Genomic DNA, 20,387 nt, shown 5'->3' on the forward strand with positions numbered 1-20,387 from the left:
CCGCGGAACGACTTCCCCATTCCCGCCGCCTTCCTCCCCGTCTTCTACCCCGAAAGCGCCGCTACTCCTCGATGACGATGTCGTCGTTCGCGGCGTTCCGGAGCGCGTCCGAGCGGCCGTGTTCGCCCGGTGCGATGGCCAGCGTCCGGATGCCGTAGCGGCCCGCCTTCTCGAGGACCGGTTTGAAGTCGGTGTCACGGGACGCGATGGCCAGCGTGTCGATGGCCTCGGTCACGACGGTCTCGGTCGCGTCGACCGCGAGCTTCACGTCCACGTCCCCGCTGGTGATGACGACCTCGAAGCCGCGTGCCTCGGCTGCCTGGATGAGGCCGGGGGTCGCGTGCTCGTCGAGGTACAGTCGTGCCACCGTGAGGTCGCCCGCGTCCGTCGCGGCCGTCCGTACGTCGTCGAGGTCGACGTCGAACTCGTCGCGGAGCACGTTCGGACCGTCGACGAAGAGTCCCACCCGTGCCCGCGGATGCGGCTCCGTGCCGGGTAGGAGCCGCCTGAATCGCTCGTCCATACCTCCTCTCTCTCCGTATCGCTCAAAGCCGTGACGGTTCGGACGAACGAAGTTGCAACAACTCTTGGAAACCAGTATACAATTTGTATATGCAGTAAAATTAGCAATTGAATCTACAAAAATTTAAATAGGGAACGGGTTCTCGGTAGGACTGTCTCATGACAGACGATAGCAGCTACGACTGGGGGCGGCGAACCTTCCTGAAAGCAACTGGTGCCGTGGGGGCGGCAGCAGCCTTCGCAGGGTTGTCGTCCGCGACACCGACGCGAGAACCGGGCGCACGGCCGAACGAGATCCTCGTGGGCGTCACGAACACGTACTCGGTGGCCGACGTCGCGTCGGCGACCGCGAACGACGAGCGACTCCCCGACGAGATGTCGGTCACGCACGAGAACGACGACCTCAGCTACATGGCACTGTCGAAGCCCGAGGTCACGACGATGTCGGACGACGACATCCTCGAGACGCTCGAGTCGCTCGACCACGTGCGCTACGCCGAGTTCAACGAGACGCTACACGCGCTCGCGGAGCCGAACGACCCGCGCTTCGGCGACCAGTACGCGCCACAGCTCGTCAACGCACCCGCCGCGTGGGACACCACGTTCGGCAGCGAGGACGTCACCATCGCCGTCATCGACCAGGGCGTGAAGTACGACCACCCCGACCTCTCGGGGCAGTTCGGCTCGAACAAGGGCAAGGACTTCGTCGACAGCGACGGCGACCCGTACCCGGACTCGATGGCGGACGAGTACCACGGCACCCACGTCGCCGGCATCGCGGCGGCGACGACGAACAACGGGGACGGCATCGCCGGGATGTCGAACTCCACGCTGCTGTCGGGGCGTGCGCTCTCCGAGCAGGGCAGCGGCTCGACCAGCGACATCGCGGACGCCGTCCAGTGGGCGGCCGACCAGGGGGCAGACATCGTGAACATGAGCCTCGGTGGCGGTGGCTACACGAACACGATGAAGAACGCCGTCAGCTACGCCGCGGACAACGGCGTCACCATCATCTGTGCCTCCGGGAACGACTCGTCGGGCTCGGTCTCCTATCCCGCCGCGTACGACGAGTGTATCGCGGTCGGTGCCATCGACGAGAACGAGAACCTCGCCAACTTCTCGAACTACGGCGAGAAGCAGGACGTCGTCGCACCGGGCGTGAACATCCTCTCGGCGTGGACCGACTCGCCGTACAACAGCATCTCCGGAACCTCCATGGCGTGCCCGGCAGCGGCCGGTGTCGCCGCACTCGGTCTCGCGGCGAACCCCGGCTGGTCGAACACCGAGCTGCGCAGCCAGCTGAAGAACACGGCCGTCGACGTCGGGCTGCCCGAGAACCAGCAGGGCGCGGGCCGCATCGACGCAGCGAACCTCGTCGGCGACGGCGGCGGCGGCGACCCGCCGGAGAACGAGGCACCGACGGTCTCCATCGACGCCTCCTCGGCGACGGTCACGGTCGGCCAGGAGGTCACCTTCGACGGCTCCGGCTCCAGTGACTCCGACGGCTCCATCAGCGCCTACGACTGGAGCTTCGGCGACGGCGCGACTGCGACCGGCCAGACCGTCACCCACACCTACAGCGCCGCCGGCGACTACAGCGCCAGCCTCACCGTCACGGACGACGACGGCGCGAGCACGACCGACTCCGTCGCCATCACCGTCGAACCCGACGACGGTGGCGGCAGCTGCGGCGACGAGTCATCGACCGGCTCCGCGGACGGCTACCTGTACGGCTACTACGACTCGGACGACTACACGTGGACGAACGACCTGCAGAACCCGTGTCAGGTAACCATCTCGCTGTCGGGCGGTAACTGGTCCGACTTCGACCTGTACGTGACGACTGACGGGCGGACGCCGAGCCAGTACGACTACGACAAGCGCTCCATCACGCCGGACAGTCAGGAGCAGGTCACGCTCGACGACGTGAGTGCAGGCCAGGAGATCGGCATCCTCGTCGACTCCTACTCCGGCTCGGGCAGCTACACGGTGAACATCGAGGAGCTCGGCCAGTAACGCGCGCCAGCGCGCCGAGCCATCGAACCGATTGTTCGAGGAACACTTTTTCCGGACTAACGGAGTTCTTCCTGGGCCTTCCAGGGAGTGGGAGCCGCCGCCGACAGACTTTTATGTCCAAACCTCATCTCCATAAGAAATTAGATACGCAGATAACTAATACCGAAGTTTTTAGTGTCGGCTCGTTGACCGGGAACCCGGTCATGGCAGATGAGGACAACTGACAGCCTGGACGCGGAGGCTATCTGAAAGCGGCCGGCGCACTCGCCGTCGCAGCCCGGGGAACGACGGCCCGGGCAGCTTCGAGCGGACCAACACCGGGTGCGAGTAACCGCTCGGCGAGTCGTCAGTCGTTCGCCTGGAGGACCCGACGCGCGACCCGCGGCGGTCACCCCACGTGCCAGCCGTTTTCTTTAACTCTTTACGTGCCGGGTTCGAGCGCCCAGGTATGAGCAGTCCGCACATCCTCATCCTCGGTGCACCGGGCGCAGGCAAGGGAACCCAGTCCGCGAACATCGTCGACGAGTTCGGCGTCGAGCACGTCACCACGGGCGACGCGCTCCGCTCGAACAAGGAGATGGACATCTCGGACATGGACTTCGAGTACGACACCCCCGGCGAGTACATGGACGCCGGCGACCTCGTCCCCGACGCGGTCGTCAACGCCATCGTCGAGGAGGCGCTCTCCTCGGCCGACGGCTACGTCCTCGACGGCTACCCGCGCAACCTGGAGCAGGCCGAGGAACTCGCCGATATGACCGACCTCGACCTCGTCCTCTACCTCGATGTCGACCGCTCGGAGCTGGTCGACCGGCTCACCGGCCGCCGCGTCTGCGATGACTGCGGCGCGAACTTCCACGTGAAGTACAGCCAGCCCGAGGAGGAGGGCATCTGTGACGAGTGTGGCGGCGAACTGGTCCAGCGCGAGGACGACACCGCGGAGGCCGCCGAGAACCGCCTCGACGTGTTCGAGGAGAACACGCTCCCGGTCGTCGAGTACTACGAGGGAACCGACGAGTTCGTCGCCGTCGACGGCGAACAGGCCCCCGACGAGGTCTGGAGCGACGTGAAGGCCGCTATCGAGGCTGTCACAGAGTAAAAGACTCTTATCCCACGACTGCCTAGAGGCTCTCATATGGCCTGGACGGCGGAAGACATACAGGATTTCCTCTCGGACAACCCCGGGACGTCGGAGGCGCTCCAGGTCGTCATGGACGCCTCCAACGACGGGGACGACGAGGTCGAGTGGAAGGACGTCAAAGACGAGGACGGCATGGACAGCGGCCGCTGGGGACGACTCATCCAGAGCGAGATCCTCCGCGAGCAGGAGGACGGCTTCGTGGTCGTCGACCCGGACGCCGTCACCGACGCACTCGAGGACGACATCACCGTCGCCAGCGAGAGCATCGAGGTCGACAGCGAGGGGTCGAGCTGGCAGACCCGCGACAAGCTCGCGGCGGTCGTCTCCGTCGGCATGATGGCCGGCTACTACTACACCCCGATCCGCAACGCGGTCGGGAGCACCATCAACGTCATCTTCGAGCCACTCAACGACGTGCTCCCGTTCTACGCGGTCATCCTCTCGCTGGCGCTCATCACCGGCCTGTACTCGACGCTCCTGCAGGCGAACATGGTCGACCGGAGCAAGGTCAAGCAGATCCAGCAGAAGATGCAGGAGATCACAGAGCGCGAGGAGGCCGCCAAGGAGCGCGGTGACGACGCCGCGCTCGACCGCATCCAGGACGAGAAGATGGACGCCCTCGGCGACCAGGGCGAGATGATGAAGGAGAACTTCCGCCCGATGGCGTGGATCATGCTCCTCACCATCCCGGCGTTCCTCTGGATGTACTGGACCATCCTCGACGGCGGCCACCTCGTGCCGGCCGAGCAGAGCATGGTGCTGCCCATCTTCGGCGAACGGGAGTGGATGGCCGGCGCGATCGGCCCGATGCCCGCGTGGATCGTCTGGTACTTCCTCTGCTCGATGGGGTTCACCCAGCTGCTCCGGAAGACGCTGGACCTCGACGCGACGCCGACGTAGGACCGGCACACTCCGCTGCCGTCCGCCCGCCGTCCAATCACAACCCATTTTACCGACACCCGCGCAGATAGGATATGTTGCTCACCGTCTCCGGCCCGCCGGGCAGTGGCAAGAGCACCACTGCGGCCGGGCTGGCCGATGCGTTCGACCTCGACCACGTCTCCGGCGGCGATATCTTCCGCGAGCTCGCCGACGAGCGCGGCTACACACCGCTCGAGTTCAACAAGCTCGCCGAGGAGGACGAGGACATCGACCGCGACCTCGACCGACGCCTCCGCGAGATCGCCGTCGAACGCGACGACCTCGTGCTCGAATCACGGCTCGCCGGCTGGCTCGCGGCCGAACAGGCCGACTTCCGCTTCTGGCTCGACGCCCCCCTCGCGGTACGTGGCGAGCGCATCGCCGACCGCGAGGACAAAGAGCCCGCACTCGCCCGCGAGGAGACCGCGGCCCGCGAGTCCAGCGAGGCCCAGCGCTACCACGAGTACTACGGCATCGACATCGGCGACCTCTCCATCTACGACCTGAGCGTCAACACCGCGCGCTGGAACGCCGAGCACGTCCAGCACGTCCTCGTCGAGGCCGTCGAGTCCTACGACCCCGAGACCGACGAGGGGAAGGCGCCCGTCGAGCTCGACTACGAGTTCTGACCCATGTGCCTGCGCGCACCGCCCGACGAGCGCTCGCCCGCCGAACTGCTCGCGTTCGGCGTCGTCAACCTCGACAAGCCCGCCGGCCCGTCGGCCCATCAGTTCACGGGCTGGTGCCGCGACGCCGTCGCCGACGCCCTCGACCGCGCCGGCAGCGACGTCACCGTCGAGGAGGCCGCCCACTCCGGCACGCTGGACCCGAAGGTCACCGGCTGTCTCCCGACGCTGTTCGGCGACGCCACCCGGCTCGCCCAGGTGTTCCTCGAGGGCACCAAGGAGTACGTCGCCGTGCTCGAACTCCACGGCCGCGCCCCCGGCGACGTCGCGGCCGTCGCCAACGAGTTCGAGGCCCCGCTCTACCAGAAGCCACCCCGGAAGAGCGCGGTCACGCGCCGCCTCCGGGTCCGCGAGGTCCACGACCTCGACGTGCTGGAGGTCGAGGAGCGCCGCGCACTCGTCCGCATCCGCTGTGAGTCCGGCACCTACATCCGGAAGCTCTGCCACGACCTCGGGCTCGCGCTGGGCACCGGCGCGCACATGGGCCACCTCCGCAGGACCGCCACCGACCCCTTCGACGACGCGACGCTCGTCAGCTACCACGACCTCGTCGACGCGCTCGCGTTCTGGGTCGAGGACGGCGACGAGGAACCCCTGCGGGACGTCGTCCAGCCCGCCGAGCGAGCGCTCACGCACCTCCCACGCGTGGAGATCGCCCCCTCCGCCGCCGAGCAGGTCGCCAACGGCGCGCCGGTGTACGCCCCCGGCGTCATCAGCGTGGCGGGCGGCGAGCAGGGCGACCTCGTGGCCTGCTACCTGCCCGGCGGCACCGCGGTCTGCCTGGGGACGCTCGTCGGCGACCCCGACGCCGAATCGGGCACCGTCGTCGAGTTGGAGCGCGTGCTTGTGTAGCGTGGTGCCGACGAAACGACACGCTTAAACGGTAAACGGGCATCGGTTGACGTACGGGACCGTGGGGTAGTGGTATCCTCTGCGGATGGGGTCCGTAGGACCCGAGTTCAATTCTCGGCGGTCCCATTTCTCGGATTTCGTGAGGGAACGATGAACAGGTAGCGAGCATGCCGAGCATCCAGGGTCCGTGCCCGAATCGGCCGCAGGGTAATCTAGCAACTGTCACCGTCTGCAGCGCCGAGTCGCCTCCCCATTCTCGGACGGAGGTCTGGGAGGTTCGGGAAAGACGGGTGCTGGGAAGTCCGCTGCTGGCTCGGGGTGCGCGACGCTCCCGCGGCTGGAGCACCTGACGTCGGAGAGCACGAGCCGACGACAGCGGAGTGTATCGCCGGCGGAACGGGGCTGTCGGGATATGCGAACCAGCGGACGCTTCACTGGGTTTATTGACCGTGCGTGTCAAACGTTGTCGTCAGTCCATCAGTTCCACCAGGGCCGACCACGAGCTCAGACAATGTCCAACAAACCCAGCATCTTAGTCCCGTTGCGTGTTCTCGAGGGGGAGTCGATTCCGGAGGGCGTCCCCGAACTCCTCGGGAACGCACACGTCGTCCTGCTTGGCTACCACGTTGTGCCGGACCAGACCGCGACCGACCAGGCAAGGTCCCAGTTCGAAGACAAGGCCATGCGCCGTCTCGACGATTTCACGGCGATACTCGAACACGCCGGGGCGACGGTCGAGTCCCGGCTCGTGTTCACCCACGATGGACAGACGACGATCGATCGGACGACGGAGGAGCACGACTGCCTCGCGGTACTGATCCCGAACGCAACGAGGCCGGTGGAGAACGTCCTCGTCCCGGTCCGCGGCATCGTCGGCGTCGATCGGTTCGTCCGGTTGCTTTCGGGGCTGTTCGCGTCGGAGGGCGTCGACGTAACGCTGTATCACGTCGCGACGGACGACGAGACCGACGCGGACGTCGAGACGCTGCTCGATGGGGTGGCGACGCGACTCGCCGGGGAGGGACTCTCCGCGGACGCGATAGATATCGAGATATCGCGTGCGGGGAGTCCACAAGAGAGGATCGTCGACACGTCCGACGACTACGATGCGATCGTCATGGGGGAATCCGACCCGTCGGTGACGACCTTCCTGTTCGGGATGACTGCGGACCAGGTCGCCGACCAGTTCCTGGGCCCGGTCTTCGTGATACAGCACGGGGAACCCGAGGACGTCGAGGAGACCGACACCGAGTGAGTCGCCGGCCCATCTCGTGTCTCCGACCCCTCCCCCGGCGTTTAGGCCGACCGAAAAGTTGTAACAGAAGTGATAGAACTTATCTCTCCCGAACCGCTAGTCACACCTATGAGCCTCGTGGGCAATCTCGTCGTTGTCTTCCTCGCCGGGTTGGCGACCGCGTTAGCGACCGGGCTCGGCGCGCTGCCGTTCTTCCTGGTCGACGACGTGAGCGACCGGTGGAACGTCGCGCTCTGGGGGGTCGCCTCGGGCATCATGATCTCGGCGTCCATCTTCGGGCTGTTGAACGAAGGCCTCGCAGCATCGGAGGGGTTCCCGACGATACTGCTCGCCGGCGTCGTGGTCGGCGTGCTGCTCGTCCTCGTCGCCGACAACCTGCTCGACCGGGTCGACGTGGCGAAGTACGCCGACGACGGACCGGAGCAGGCGACCGACGGTGGGGCCGTCGAGGAGGTGCCGAAGCACGAGGACGCGGGTCACGACCACGAGGAAGACAGCGAGCACGACCACGACCACGCGGAGCTGGTCCACCCGACCGTCGTCGCGGAGGGCGACATCAAGACGCTGGTGCTCGTCCTGGGCATCCTGACCGTCCACTCGTTCCCGGAGGGCGTCGCAATCGGCGTCTCGTTCGCGGACATGGGGCTGGCCGGCGGCATCGGGCTGCTCGGGCTCACCGTCCCCGTGCTGGCCATCATGATGACCGTCGCCATCTCCATCCACAACATCCCGGAGGGGCTGGCCATCTCCATCCCGCTGCGGGCGATGGGTGTCGGTGGCTGGCGGATGGTCGGCGCGGCCGTCTTCTCAAGCCTGCCCCAGCCCATCGGTGCGGTCATCGCGTTCGCGTTCGTCCGGTACGCCCGCGACTTCCTCCCGTTCGGCTTCGGCTTCGCGGCGGGAGCGATGGTGTTCCTCGTCCTGAGCGAGTTCATCCCCGACGCGCTCAAGGCGGGCGAGCAGTTGGAGTCGAAGGGCTACCCCGAGCTGGCCGTCGGGTTGGTCGCGGGCTTTGCGGTGATGGTCCCGTTCGCGTTCATGTAGGCGTCCCACACCGCACCTCCCGTTTATCCGGCCCACCTCGGCGGGTCGATGTGTGAGTGACGAGACCGCCGGCGGTGAGTTCGACGACGCGCTCCTCGACGACCTGGCAGCGACCGCCGTCGCGCTCGACGGCACCGACCCCACGGCGGCCTCGGCGGCACGGACGAGTGGCACGACGTGCTGACTCGGGAGTTCGGTCTGCGGTACCGGCGGGGCTGAAGGGCTGTCCCCGCCGCGCTCCGCTCTCAGTCCGAGGCGGCCGCGCCACCACCCGAGACCGCGGTCGTCCCCCCGCCGCTCCGCACGGGCCGGGTGAGGATCCAGAGCAGGCTGGCGACGACCACGAGGGCCGCGCCGGCCCGGGGCAGGAACGCGAGCGGGCCGAGCTGCTCCGCGATGCCACCAAGTGCGAGCTTCAGCAGCCCGCTCGACAGCGACAGCACCATCGAGACGCCCGAGAGCACCGTCGCACGCCCCACGTCCGCGAGCCGGTCGTTCAGGTACTGGTTCTGGACGGGCTGGACCACAGACCGGGCGCTCCGGTAGAGGAAGAACGTCGGGACGAGGAACACGGGGAACAGCGCCCCGAGGACGAACGCGACGGCGAACACCGGGACGAGCAGTCCGAGCACGCCCCGCGCGCCGAGGCGCTCCTCGAACCAGCCGGCCGTCGAGGCCGCCCCCGCGGACACCAGCTTGAACGCCGCGAAGACGACGCCGAGCCCGGCCGCCGGGACACCGAGCGCGTCCAGCGCCGGCTGTTCGACCATCCGGGCCAGCCCGAACAGGCCGTAGAACAGCGCGACGTAGGCGACGAGCCAGCGGACGCTCTCGCGGCTCGCCTGCACGCGGAGCATCCGGACCGCTTCGCGAACCGTGAACGCGTCCGCGTCCTCGTCGGCGACCCGGACCGAGGGGAACGTGTACAGCACGGGGACGCCGGAGACCGCGAGCGTCGCGCTGAGCAGGAACGGCAGCTCGTGGGCGACGCCGTACAGCAGCCCGCCGGCGATGGCCGTCACCGCCGACGTGAGGAGCAACACCGTGCTGCCCCGACCCTTGATGCGGGCGAACTCGTCGTCGTCGCAGGTCCGGGCGAGCAGCTCGTAGAGCCAGGCGTCGCCCGTGCCCGAGCGGAACGCCCAGCCCGTCGCCCAGACGGCCTGCATCGCCACGAAGCCGGCGGGCGTGTCGACGAAGGCGTAGCCCGCCATCCCCGCCGCCCGGAGGAGGTTGCCGACGGCCAGGCTGGCCCGCCGGCCGATTCGGTCGCCGAGGTACCCCGAGGGGATCTCGGCGGCCAGCATCGCGAGGGAGAACGTCGCCTGCACCAGCGCGACGAAGCCGAGCCCGAACCCCTGGTCAAGCAGGTAGAGGACGCTGATGGGGAGGTAGAACCCGGCGGCGTTCGTCGCACGGAACAGGTAGTACCGCCGCACGACCGATTCGTCCGTCGCCATTACAGCTAGACGTACGGCGGGCAGACTTGTAGGGTTTCCCGGAAATTCTCTTTTGTAAACAGCCTTGCTGGAATCCGATTTTGTACGGATTCAGACAGGTTCGTCGCGGTCAGCGGGCGTCGTTCGCGATGTCCCGAACCGCGTGTAGCGTCTCCACCTCGTAGGTCGGCTCCGTCGACAGGCTCGCGTCGCGGCTGTGGTCGCGTCGGACGAACACCGAGTCCATCCCGGCCCGCTCGGCGGCGACCACGTCGCTCTCGCTGTCGCCGACGTACAGCGCCGACCCGCCGCCGAGGTCCGCCAGCGCCCGGTCGAGGTAGTGCGTGTTCGGCTTCTTCAGCGACAGGCTCTCGATGGTCATCGGCCGCCCGTAGTACGTCTCGAAGGCGTCGGCGAAGTCGAACCGGTCGAGTACGAACTCGACGGTCGTGTGGTGGTTGTTGCTCACGAGTCCACAGGGCTGGGCGATGTCCGAGAGTGCTCCCACGTCCTCGTAGGTCTCACGCCGGCCCGCCCGGAACGCCTCGAACTGCGACCGCTCGTCGTGGCGCTCGCGGGCCGCCCACAGCGCCTCGCGGTCCACGCCGTAGGTCCGTTCCAGGTCGGCGAGGAGTTCGGGTGTCACGCCACCGGTGAGGGCGGAGAGGTGGTCCTCGTCGGGCGAGTCGATGCCGAGCTCGTCGAACGCGTCCCGGATGGCCGCGAGCTGGTCCCCGTGTCCCGGCGGGTCGACCAGGACGCCGTCGTTGTCGAAGAGTATCGCGTCGTAGGTCGTCACTTGTCGGCGGTAGTACCGGTCGCAAGTTGGGTGTTTTGGTCGTGTGTGGGTCGCTCCCGTGGTCCCCGACCGCTGTCCGGCGTCGGCGTCAGTCGGTGGCCTGCTCCGGGGCAGCGGTCGTCATCGACGGACCGGGCGAACTCGACCGCGAACGGGTCAACCGCCGCCCAGTCGGTGTACTCGTAGTCCCGCGACGTGTCGGTGTCGCCGGTCGCCTCGGCGGCGATCTGCTTCATCACGAGGCGCTTGAGGAAGCCGTACTCCGAGAAGCGCAGCGCGCCCGCGAAGCTGGCGACGGCGTCGAGCTGCCAGCCGGTCTGCTCGACGAACGCGTCGATGTAGCCGGTGGCCTCGGCCCGGCGCGCCGCGTCGTCGCTGGCGCTGGAGAGGCACACCTGGAAGAACGCCGACGGGCGCGCCGCGAGCGCGTCGCGGTGGTCGCGGGCGAACCCGACTACGGCGTCCCGATGAGTGCCGACGTGGATGGAACCACCGACGATGACGGCGTCGTACGCCGGCACGTCGAGGTCCGCGGGGTACCGCCGCGACGTCGAACGCCGTGACCTCGTGCCCGCGTCCGCGACCTTCGCTGTCTGTCCCTCACCGGTGCCGTAGATGACGAGGAAGTGAGCCATCGTATCTTCACCGGGTCCTGGTACGCGCTCTCGGGGTGTCTCAGTAGCGGTGATTCCCTCCCGGCGGGAACCACGCCGAGGGTGCTCCGCAACCACTAAACGCGGGCCGCCCCTCCCTCCGCTAATGGCAGACTGGACGGAGAAGTACCGCCCGTCGACGCTGTCGGAGGTGCGCGGGAACGACAAGGCCCGCGACGCGCTCCGGAAGTGGGCGGAGACCTGGGACGACCACCGCGAGGCAGCCATCGTCCACGGCTCGCCGGGGGTCGGGAAGACCTCCGCTGCGCACGCGCTGGCCAACGACATGGGCTGGCCGGTGATGGAGCTGAACGCGAGCGACTCCCGGACCGCCGAGGACATCGAACGGTTCGCCGGCCGGGCGTCGAAGAATCAGACCCTCGGCGGGACCGACGGGCGGCAGCTGCTCGTCGTCGACGAGGCCGACAACTTCCACGGGAACAGCGACTACGGCGGCTCGCGAGAGATAACGAAGGTCGTCAAGGAGGCGGACCAGCCGATGGTGCTCATCGCGAACGAGTTCTACGACATGAGCAACAGCCTCCGGAACGCCTGCCGCGAGATCGAGTTCCGCGACGTCTCCCGGCGCTCCATCGTCCCCGTCCTGCGCGACATCTGTCGCCAGGAGGGCATCGAGTACGAGGACGACGCGCTCGACGAGATCGCCAGCGAGACCAGCGGCGACCTCCGCTCGGCGGTGAACGACCTGCAGGCGCTCGCCGAGCGGAACCAGCGCCTCACCGTCGACGACGTGGTGACGGGCGAGCGCGACCGCACGGAGGGCATCTTCGACTTCCTCGACGACGTCATCAAGCACAAGTCCGCCGAGGAGGCGCTGTACGCGTCCTACGACGTCGACGAGACGCCGGACGACCTGCTCAACTGGGTCGAGGACAACGTCCCGAAGGACTACCGCGGCGACGAGCTGGCCGACGCGTACGGCTTCCTCGCGAACGCCGACCGCTGGCTCGGCCGGGTTCGGGCCACGCAGGACTACTCGTTCTGGCGCTACGCGACCGACAACGTCGCCGCGGGCGTCGCCGCCGCGCGGCGGCACGACCACGGCGGCTGGACCCGGTACGGTCCGCCGTCGTACTGGTCGAAGCTCGGGCGCTCGAAGGCGACGCGGAACAGGCGCGACGCCATCGCCCGGAAGATCGCCGAGAAGGGCGGGTTCAGCATGGGGACGGCGCGCCGCGAGGTGATGCCGTTCCTCGCGGAGATGACCCACCACTGCAAGCCCCGCGAGCTCACCGTCCGGATGACGATGGTGTACGACCTCGACGCAGCGGACGTGTCGTTCGTCACGGGCAGCGGCGAGGACACGAACAAGGTGCAGGGCATCGTCGAGGAGGCCCAGGAGCGCCGCGACGACGCCGTCGTCGAGAACGCGGGCGGCGCGTTCGCCCAGTTCGAACCGGCGGACGACGACGACACTGCGGCGACCGACGGCGAGTCGGCCGCGGAGGGCGAGTCGGCCGCGGCCGACGACGACGGCCAGCGGACACTCGGCGGCCCGGCGGCCGACGCCGACGAGCCGTCGCCGGCCGACCCCGAGACCGAAGAGACAGATGACGGACAGTCCGGACTCGACGACTGGCTGTAGGGGCAGACCCCACCTCCGTCCCCGGAACTCGTGGAAACTTTCCCGCTGTTTCCGGTGAAACGAGACCGCAACGCCTAAGCGTACTAACTCCTGTATTGGGAATAGTTCTCACATGAAGCGAGCGCTTCTCGCAGTCGCGTTGGCCCTCATGCTCGTGGTCGCGGGGTGTAACACCACCGACCAGGGTGGGGACTCGACGACAGTCGAGACCACGGGGGAGCCGACCGACGTGCAGACGACCGCGGAACAGACCGACACGCAGACGTCCGAACCGACGCAGACCACCACGTCCGACGAGGACCAGGAGGACCAGGAGGAACCCTGTGAGTACCGCAGCGAGGAGAGCGACCTCGTGCAGGTGCAGGGTGCCTGCCTCGGCTTCGACGCCAACCAGGTCTACCTCAACGTCATGGAGATGGCGGGCGTCGAGCTCGACCAGGGCCCCTCGGTCCGGTCGCTCTCGCCCGAGCAGACGAACCCGTACACGTTCGACCAGTTCGGGTTCAACAACGAGTCCTTCCAGGCCGTCATGGGCATCGCACCGGAGGGCACGCCCGACGTGTTCGTCGCGGGGTACGCCTCCCCGCAGACCGGCCCCGACGGCAGCGTCGAGGTCGACGTCGTGATGCGGTACATCAACGCCAGCAGCGGCGAGGGTCGCGCGCAGGGCCCGGAAGAGGCCGAGATCACGCTCGCCCACGAGTTCCTGCACGCCATCCAGTTCTACGAGGGGAGCCAGGACCGCCTGGCGGCCAACCTCACCAGTGAGGGCGTCAACCTCGACAACGTCGAGACCTCGCTCGTCGAGGGCAGCGCGGTCTTCTTCGAGAGCGAGTACCAGGAGCAGTACATGGACCGCGACGCCGCCTCCCGCGATGTCTCCGCGTGGGCGAACTCGTCGCCGTTCTCGATGTACCAGCTCGGCCCGTACGTGATGGGCGAGCGCTACACGAAGTTCCGCGTGAACTCGACCAGCGAGTTCCAGACGCTGTACGACAATCCGCCCATCTCGATGGAGCAGATCATGCACAACCACATGCCGGACGAGGAACGGCCGCTGGACCTGAGCGTCGAACGCGGCCAGGACTCCGTCTGGAACCACTACTCCACGAGCACCCGCGGTGAGCTGTTCCTGCGCTCCTCGCTCCGCGCCGGCGTGAGCGGGCCGCGCGCCGCCGCCGGTGCCGATGGCTGGGGCACGGACCGCGTGATGGTCTTCAAGAACCAGAGCTACGGCGACGCCTCCAAGTACGGCTACGCGTGGACGCTCCGGTTCGACAACGCCTCCGAGCAGGACGAGTTCCGCAGCATCTTCGGTGACTGGCTGGAGAGCCGCGGGCCCCTGTCCGACGGCGTCTACCGGATGGACGAGGACCAAACCTACCGGATGGTCGAGATCAGCGACGAGACGGTCGTCGTGCTCGCCGGTCACGAGCGCTTTACGACCCGAACCGTCGCCACGGGCAACTCGAGCCACGTGACGGTCACGATGACCGACGCCGACCAGACGAACAGCAGCGTCCAGTCCGACGACGACGAGGAGCGCCTCGTCACCGCACAGGCCGGCGCGGTCCGCGCGGCAGTCTGAACCGGGGAGCCCGACACCGACCACCTTCTTTCGCGCACTCGACGGCGAGTGGCGACGCCGCCGCTGGTCGACGAGGAGCCGGCAACGACCGACGAACACCGCGGGACCGCCGTGGCGTTACGCCGTCGGCAGGAACGGGTCCGGGAGGTGTGCGTCGACGAGGGCGACCGAATCAGCCGGCTCGTCGATGTCGGCCGGCGGCACCGTCGCGACGGGCAGCCCGGTCATGCGCTCGAGTTCGGCGGGGTTCGTCCGCTCGGCGACCGTCTCGCCCGCCCACTCGTTCAGGACGATGCCCCGCACCGGGACCCCGGCCGCCTCGAGCGCGTCGACCGAGAGCGCGGTGTGGTTCAGCGTGCCGAGTCCGGAGCGGGCGACGAGAAGCGCCTCGCAGTCGCAGTCCGCGACGAGGTCGAGCACGTCGTGCTCGGCCGCCAGGGGGACCCGCAGCCCGCCGACGCCCTCCAGCACGCCCACCGCGGGGGCGGCGAGCGCGTCGGCCGCCCGCCGCCGCAGGTCGTCGTAGTCGATGGTCGTCCCCTCCCGCTCGGCGGCGACGCGCGGGGCCAGCGGCGGTTCGAGCCGACCGAGACAGGTCGCCGCCTCGTCGTCGTCGCAAGCCGCCTGCACGAACGCGGCGTCGTCGTCCGGCGGGAAGCCGGTCTGGTACGGTTTGACCGCGCGGGCGTCGACGCCGTCGCGGCGAAGGACGCCGGTCACGCCCGCCGTGACGACGGTCTTGCCGACGCCGGTATCCGTGCCGACGACGGCCAGCCTCACAGCAGGCCCACCTCCTCGCCGGCGGCGCGGAACGCCTCGATGCAGTGCTCCACGTCGCTCCGGGAGTGGGTCGCCATCGGTGCGACGCGGATGCGACTCGTCCCCTCCGGCACCGTCGGCGGCCGGATAGCTGGTGCGACGACGCCGCGCTCCCGTACCGCGCGTTCGAGCGCGAGCGCGTCGTCCCGGTCGCCGACCACGATGGGGAGGATCTGCGTGTCGCCCCTGACCTCGTAGCCCACCGCTTCGAGCCCGTTGCGCAGCTGGCCGACGTTCGACCAGAGGCGGTCGCGGCACTCGCCGTGGCGCGCGAGATGCAGCGCCTCGCTCGCTGCGGCGGCGGCCGGCGGGGACAGCCCGGTCGAGAAGACGAACGAGCGCGCCTCGTTGACGAGGTGCTCGACGAGGGACTCGCTCCCGGCGACGTAGCCACCCTGGCTGGCGAGCGCCTTCGAGAGGGTCCCCATCTGGACGTGGACGCGGTCCTCGAGCCCCGCGCGCTGGACGATACCGCCGCCGTCGACGTGCAGGCCGGTGGCGTGTGCCTCGTCGACCATGACCCACGCGCCGACCGACTCGGCGGCGTCGCAGATGGCCTCGAGCGGCGCGACCGTCCCGTCCATGGAGAACACGCTGTCGGTGAGGACGAGCCAGGACTCGTCTGCGGCGGCTTCGGGCGCGGCCGCGGCACGCTCGGCCAGCCGCCGTTCGAGGTCGGCGACGTCGCAGTGGTCGTAGACGACGACCTCGGCCCCGGAGAGCCGGCAGCCGTCGACGATGCTTGCGTGGTTGAACGCGTCGGAGAACACGACGTCCGGCGAGAGCGCCGCGATGGTGCCGACGTTCGCGGCGTAGCCGGAGGAGAACGCGAGCGCCCGCTCGGTCCCCTTGACCTCCGCGAGCCGGCGTTCGAGGTCGCGGTGGACCAGCGTGTCGCCGGTGACGAGTCGGCTCGCACCCGCGCCGGTGCCGACCACCTCGGCGGCCTGCGCGGCGGCGTCCTGCACGCGGTCGTCCTGTGTCAGTCCGAGGTAGTTGTTCGCGGCGAAGACGAGGTGCTCGTCGCCGTCGAGGACGGGGAGGTCGCGACCGGGGTCGGGCGCGAAGTAACTGCGCTCGGCGACCCGGTCGACAGGTGCGATGTCGCGGTAGAGGGTGGAGTCCCGTCGGGCGGCGACGCGGTCGGCGAGGTCGAACCCGCGCTCTGTCATCTGGTCGTAGATGTCAGTCAACGGCCCTTGAACCGTTCGGTACGGAGCTGGAACCGATGAGAACTAAAATACCGGCAGGAGGTCGGCCGGCCCGAACACGCCGTAGTCGCCGACGCGGTTCATCCGGACGGCGGTCTTGAGGTAGCCCAGCGCGGGGCCGTTGACGTTCGCGGCCATGCTCGTCGCGTCGTCGAGTTGGAACGTGTTCGTGCCGCGCTCGCCGTCGAAGGTCCGGCCCGTCACGCGGACCGTCGTCGTCGTTGGCTTCTCGTCGCTGCGGACGTCGAGGATGCCGCCGACGGTGACGTCCGCGGCGTCGCAGATACCGGCGCGTTCGAGCAGCACGTCGTCGGCGTGCTCCATGTCCTCGAACTCGATGACGCCGTCGTGGTCGTCGACGATGGCCTCGATCTCGGCGTCGCTCAGTTCGCGGGCGCTCTCGATGTCGTAGCCGTCGAGGTGGGCGATGTCCTCCCGGACGGTGCCGCGGTTGTCCTCGTAGCCCGACTTGAGGCCGACGCCCCACCAGATCTCGACCTCGTCGACCTCGACGAACGACTGGGCGGCGAGCGCCGCCGCACCGGTGAGGAAGCCAGGGGTCGCGCCCGCGCCGCAGACGAAGGTGATGCCCGACTCCTCGAACAGGTCCGCGCGCTCGTCGAGCATGCCGATGACCCGCGAGCGCTTGAGCACGTCCACGAGGACGCCCTCGTAGCCCGCCTCGGCGAACCGCTCGGCGGTCCGGGGGATGAAGTCGTGCGTGAGGTTCGGCAGGGCGAGCAGCACCGCGTCGATGGCCGCCGACTCGTCGATGACGTCCTGGATGGGCGTCTCCGTCGGCCGGGCCTGCTCGCTGGCGACGACCCCCGCGCCCTCGCCGTGCCGTTTGACCGCCGTTCCGCCGTCGGTTCGGGTGTCGTCGCCGCTCGGTGCGTTCCCAGCGTGCTCGCTGGCGACGTTCCCCTCCGTCGCCGCGAGGAGTTCGCCGACGTCGAGGCCGTCGTGGTCGACGGCGATGCCGTTCCGGTCACACGCCGCGACCGGCGTGAGTCCGTCCTTGTGCTGGCTCACTTCGAGCGTTCGTCGGCCGATACCGCCCGTTCCGAGTACCGCGAATGTCACGTCGTCCATGGCTGATAGCAGGTTTCAGTCGTCGGTCCGCCGTCGGTCAGTCGTCCAGTTCCGCGTTGCTCGTCGCCGTCCCGGCCGCCGTCTCGACGGGCCCCTCGCGCCGGTCGTCGTCGCCCCGGGACTTCACCGCCTCGGGGTCGAACTCGTTGGCCGCGGTGTTCGGCTCCAGGCCGGCGCGCTCGATGACCTCGATGTCGTCGCCGGGGGTCTGCCCGCCGGTGGTCAGGTAGTCGCCGGTGAGGATGCCGTCCGCGCCGGCCTCGAACGGGCGATGCTGCTCGTCGACGGCGAGGTTGACCTCCCGTCCGCCGGTCAACCGGACCCGGGCCTCGGGGTGGAGTAGCCGGTACACCGCGATGGTCCGGATGATATTCTCGGTCGAGATGTCCGCGGAGTCGCCGAGTTCGTCGCCCAGCTCGGTGCCGGCGACGGGGTTGAGGATGTTCACCGGCAGCGAGGAGACGCCGACCTCCTGCAGCGCGATGGCCGCCTCGACGCGGTCGGTCGGCGTCTCGCCCATCCCGAGGATGACGCCCGCACAGAGGTCCATACCCACGTCCTTCGCGAGTTCGAGCGTCTCCACGCGGTCCTCGAAGGAGTGCGTGTCGACGATCTCGGGGAAGAACCGCGGCGAGGTCTCGATGTTGTGGTTGTAGTGGTTGATGCCCTCGTCGGCGAGTATCTCGGCCTCCTCGCGCGTGAGGATACCGAGGCTGGCGTCGACCTCCACGTCCGTCTCGTCGCGCACGAGACGGATGGCCCGGATGACCTCGCTCCACTCCTCGGGGCGGTGCTCCTTCGAGACGCCCTTCTCCGCGACGACGATGCCGAACCGCTGTGCGCCGTCGCGTTCTGCCCGCTTGGCGGCGTCGAGTATCTCCTCGGGGTCGAGGAAGCCGTACGTCTCGATGCCCGTGTCGAAGTGGACCGACTGCGCACAGAACCCGCAGTCCTCCGCGCAGTCGCCCGCTTTGGCGTTCACGATGGAGCAGGCGTCGACGGTGTCGTCGCCCAGCTCCGACCGGACGTAGTCCGCCGCCGGCGCGAGGTCGTCCACCGGCTGTGCGATCAGTGCCAGACCGTCCGTGCGGTCGAGGCGTTCGCCCGCGAGCACGCGCTCGACGGCGTCGTCGACCGTCTGGTTTCCCGTCTCGTAAACCACGCTAGCGACGGCGGTTGACGGGATATTAGTTCTTGGGGTCTCGTCGTGGAACGGTCCAGTGGCTGCTGAATCATCCGGCAGTGGACGGCGTCGTCGACCTGTGCCCGTACCCACCAACGGCGATTGCTCGGTTCGGGAGCGACCGAGAGCGGCTGTGTCACCCCGTCTGCGGGTTTCACCCGCTGAACGAGAACGGCGTGCTACACGGGTGGGTCCGCGTCCTCACCGAACCCACTCCCGTACGCCTCGACGACCTCGGTGACGACGACCTCGTACGCATCGTACCACTCCGTCCACCGCTGTTTCGCCCGTTCGTGGTCGGGGTCGGCTCCGAACGAGCCGAGCGCGTCCAACGACTCCCAGTAGTACACGACGAGGACCTCCCCACTCTCCGGGGCGTGCCACGTCCGCTTGCCCCGATACCCCTCCGTCTCCTCCGCGGCCGCCTGTATCGCGTCGTTCAACTCGTGGAACTCCGCATCGTACTCCCCGGGGTCCAGCCGAAACGTCACGAGATACATCACACGGCCCACTCGCCCACAGGACCAAGATGCTTCGCTTCCCGGGCGGAGTCACCCCGAATCGAGCACGAAGCGGTTCACTCCGTCAGCTCGAACCCGTCGAGCGTTCGCTCGCCCGCGTCGAACCGGTCCAGGTAGTACTCGATACCGGGCTGGTGGGCCGCGCCGACGAGGAGGTGGACCGTGTCCCCCGGGCTGGTGTGGGAGACCCCGTAGTCGGCCATGCGCTCGTTGCGGGCGTGGGTCAGGAGCTCGAGTTCGGGGTCGTGCCGCCGGAGCCACTCGCGTTCGAGGGGCTGGGGAAGGAACGTCGTCCGGTAGTAGTACTGGAGGTGGACGAGCCGGGAGGGGTCGGCGGCGGCGCGCTTCGTGAGCTTGAACGACTCGTAGTCGTCGCCGGTCGCCAGGCCCTCGTGGCTCGTGAGGAAGTCGGAGGCGAGGTCGCCCAGGGCGCGCTCCAGCGTGGCGCCGTAGACGCCGTTTCCGTCCTCGACGAGCGTGAAGACGGCGTCCTGCAGCTCGCTGGTGAGCGAGTCCACGTCCTCCAGCAGCCCCTCGAAGTTGCCGGGCAGGTCCGCGAGGTGCGAGTCGATGTCGAGGTCGCGACAGCGCTGCATCGCCCAGCGGTAGTCGTCCATCTCGCAGGCGCGGTCGAAATCGTCGAAGTACATCCGTCGGATGCCCTGCTCGCAGTACACCGACGCGCCCGCATCGAGGAACTCGGCGACGTGCTCGCGGAGGAACGAGCGCTCGGCCTCGGTGTCGGCGTGGGTGATGCCGTGGACGTGGAACTCGCGGTCGCCGACGGCGACGGTCGTGCCCGGGACGCCCGAGGTGGCCGTCGGCGTGAGGCGGCGCTCCTGGAGCGCCCGCCACTCGCGCTTGGCGGCGAGGTAGGCCGCGTGCTCGCCGTCCGCCGCCGTCACGTCCGCCAGTTCCGCGAGGCTGCGTGTCCGTCGAAGCCGGTCGAAGCGCTCGCGCTGGCCGGGAGTGAGCCGTCCTGAGCGCGAGGGGGACACGTCGGTCATCGGGTGAGAACTCGGGGCCGAGCGTGCTAAAG

Annotated in this window: 20 protein-coding genes and 1 tRNA gene; 11 read left to right on the forward strand and 10 right to left on the reverse strand. The window is 68.6% G+C overall.

Annotated features, from left to right (window positions below; translation table 11 throughout):
• Nucleotides 1–61: 61 nt before the first annotated feature.
• Nucleotides 62–523 (reverse strand): NYN domain-containing protein, encoded by a 462-nt coding sequence (locus BLT27_RS13910; protein ID WP_089734920.1) that lies wholly within the window; start codon nt 521–523, stop codon nt 62–64.
• Between the two features lie 158 nt (nt 524–681).
• Between BLT27_RS13910 and BLT27_RS13915 the strand changes: the two genes are divergently transcribed.
• The 9 genes from BLT27_RS13915 to BLT27_RS20435 all read left to right on the forward strand — a co-directional run bounded on the left by BLT27_RS13915 (nt 682) and on the right by BLT27_RS20435 (nt 8,621).
• Nucleotides 682–2,538, forward strand: coding sequence for a S8 family serine peptidase (locus BLT27_RS13915; protein WP_089734921.1), 1,857 nt, complete (start codon nt 682–684; stop codon nt 2,536–2,538).
• Nucleotides 2,539–2,986: 448 nt separating this feature from the next.
• A complete protein-coding gene (locus BLT27_RS13920) occupies nt 2,987–3,637 on the forward strand; it encodes an adenylate kinase (protein ID WP_089734924.1) in 651 nt (216 codons plus the stop codon).
• Between the two features lie 36 nt (nt 3,638–3,673).
• Nucleotides 3,674–4,579 (forward strand): DUF106 domain-containing protein, encoded by a 906-nt coding sequence (locus BLT27_RS13925; RefSeq protein WP_089734926.1) that lies wholly within the window; start codon nt 3,674–3,676, stop codon nt 4,577–4,579.
• A gap of 74 nt (nt 4,580–4,653) precedes the next feature.
• Complete coding sequence (gene cmk / locus BLT27_RS13930; RefSeq protein WP_089734928.1) at nt 4,654–5,229, forward strand: (d)CMP kinase; 576 nt, start codon at nt 4,654–4,656, stop codon at nt 5,227–5,229.
• Nucleotides 5,230–5,232: 3 nt separating this feature from the next.
• On the forward strand, nt 5,233–6,138 hold the full coding sequence (locus tag BLT27_RS13935) for an RNA-guided pseudouridylation complex pseudouridine synthase subunit Cbf5 (RefSeq protein ID WP_089734930.1): 906 nt from the start codon (nt 5,233–5,235) through the stop codon (nt 6,136–6,138).
• Nucleotides 6,139–6,193: 55 nt separating this feature from the next.
• A tRNA-Pro gene (locus BLT27_RS13940) sits at nt 6,194–6,264 on the forward strand.
• Between the two features lie 385 nt (nt 6,265–6,649).
• Entirely contained in the window at nt 6,650–7,393 is a 744-nt protein-coding gene (locus tag BLT27_RS13945; RefSeq protein ID WP_089734932.1) for a universal stress protein, read from the forward strand.
• A 108-nt stretch (nt 7,394–7,501) separates the two neighbouring features.
• On the forward strand, nt 7,502–8,437 hold the full coding sequence (locus tag BLT27_RS13950) for a ZIP family metal transporter (protein ID WP_089734933.1): 936 nt from the start codon (nt 7,502–7,504) through the stop codon (nt 8,435–8,437).
• 52 nt (nt 8,438–8,489) lie between these two features.
• Complete coding sequence (locus tag BLT27_RS20435) at nt 8,490–8,621, forward strand: hypothetical protein (protein WP_281241460.1); 132 nt, start codon at nt 8,490–8,492, stop codon at nt 8,619–8,621.
• A gap of 61 nt (nt 8,622–8,682) precedes the next feature.
• Here BLT27_RS20435 and BLT27_RS13955 read toward each other — a convergent pair whose 3' ends face one another.
• From BLT27_RS13955 to BLT27_RS13965, 3 genes are all read right to left on the reverse strand, one after another.
• Nucleotides 8,683–9,897, reverse strand: coding sequence for an MFS transporter (locus BLT27_RS13955; RefSeq protein WP_089734935.1), 1,215 nt, complete (start codon nt 9,895–9,897; stop codon nt 8,683–8,685).
• 109 nt (nt 9,898–10,006) lie between these two features.
• On the reverse strand, nt 10,007–10,675 hold the full coding sequence (locus tag BLT27_RS13960; RefSeq protein WP_089734937.1) for an HAD family hydrolase: 669 nt from the start codon (nt 10,673–10,675) through the stop codon (nt 10,007–10,009).
• A complete protein-coding gene (locus BLT27_RS13965; protein WP_089734939.1) occupies nt 10,672–11,310 on the reverse strand; it encodes a flavodoxin domain-containing protein in 639 nt (212 codons plus the stop codon). Before BLT27_RS13965 ends, BLT27_RS13960 begins: the two co-directional genes overlap by 4 nt.
• Nucleotides 11,311–11,434: 124 nt before the next feature.
• Here BLT27_RS13965 and BLT27_RS13970 point away from each other — a divergent pair, with 124 nt between their 5' ends.
• Nucleotides 11,435–12,934, forward strand: a complete 1,500-nt coding sequence (locus tag BLT27_RS13970; RefSeq protein ID WP_089734941.1) for a replication factor C large subunit — start codon at nt 11,435–11,437, stop codon at nt 12,932–12,934.
• A 112-nt stretch (nt 12,935–13,046) separates the two neighbouring features.
• Complete coding sequence (locus BLT27_RS13975) at nt 13,047–14,522, forward strand: hypothetical protein (RefSeq protein WP_089734943.1); 1,476 nt, start codon at nt 13,047–13,049, stop codon at nt 14,520–14,522.
• A gap of 117 nt (nt 14,523–14,639) precedes the next feature.
• Here the strand turns inward: BLT27_RS13975 and bioD are convergent, their stop codons facing one another.
• From bioD to BLT27_RS14005, 6 genes are all read right to left on the reverse strand, one after another.
• Entirely contained in the window at nt 14,640–15,302 is a 663-nt protein-coding gene (gene bioD, locus BLT27_RS13980) for a dethiobiotin synthase (protein WP_089734945.1), read from the reverse strand.
• Nucleotides 15,299–16,513 carry an aminotransferase class I/II-fold pyridoxal phosphate-dependent enzyme gene (locus BLT27_RS13985; RefSeq protein ID WP_089734947.1) on the reverse strand — a complete coding sequence of 405 codons (1,215 nt, stop codon included), beginning with the start codon at nt 16,511–16,513 and terminating at the stop codon, nt 15,299–15,301. The genes bioD and BLT27_RS13985 overlap by 4 nt, the downstream gene beginning before the upstream one ends.
• 63 nt (nt 16,514–16,576) lie before the next feature.
• Complete coding sequence (locus BLT27_RS13990; RefSeq protein WP_089734948.1) at nt 16,577–17,644, reverse strand: (S)-8-amino-7-oxononanoate synthase BioU; 1,068 nt, start codon at nt 17,642–17,644, stop codon at nt 16,577–16,579.
• Nucleotides 17,645–17,681: 37 nt separating this feature from the next.
• A complete protein-coding gene (gene bioB, locus BLT27_RS13995) occupies nt 17,682–18,806 on the reverse strand; it encodes a biotin synthase BioB (protein ID WP_089734950.1) in 1,125 nt (374 codons plus the stop codon).
• A 200-nt stretch (nt 18,807–19,006) separates the two neighbouring features.
• The gene (locus tag BLT27_RS14000; protein WP_089734952.1) at nt 19,007–19,327 is read right to left on the reverse strand and encodes an antibiotic biosynthesis monooxygenase family protein; all 321 of its coding nucleotides are present in this window, start codon (nt 19,325–19,327) and stop codon (nt 19,007–19,009) included.
• Nucleotides 19,328–19,404: 77 nt separating this feature from the next.
• On the reverse strand, nt 19,405–20,355 hold the full coding sequence (locus BLT27_RS14005) for a hypothetical protein (protein WP_089734954.1): 951 nt from the start codon (nt 20,353–20,355) through the stop codon (nt 19,405–19,407).
• Nucleotides 20,356–20,387 lie beyond the last annotated feature (32 nt).

It is taken from the genome of Haloarchaeobius iranensis (genome assembly GCF_900103505.1).
Classification (GTDB): domain Archaea; phylum Halobacteriota; class Halobacteria; order Halobacteriales; family Natrialbaceae; genus Haloarchaeobius; species Haloarchaeobius iranensis.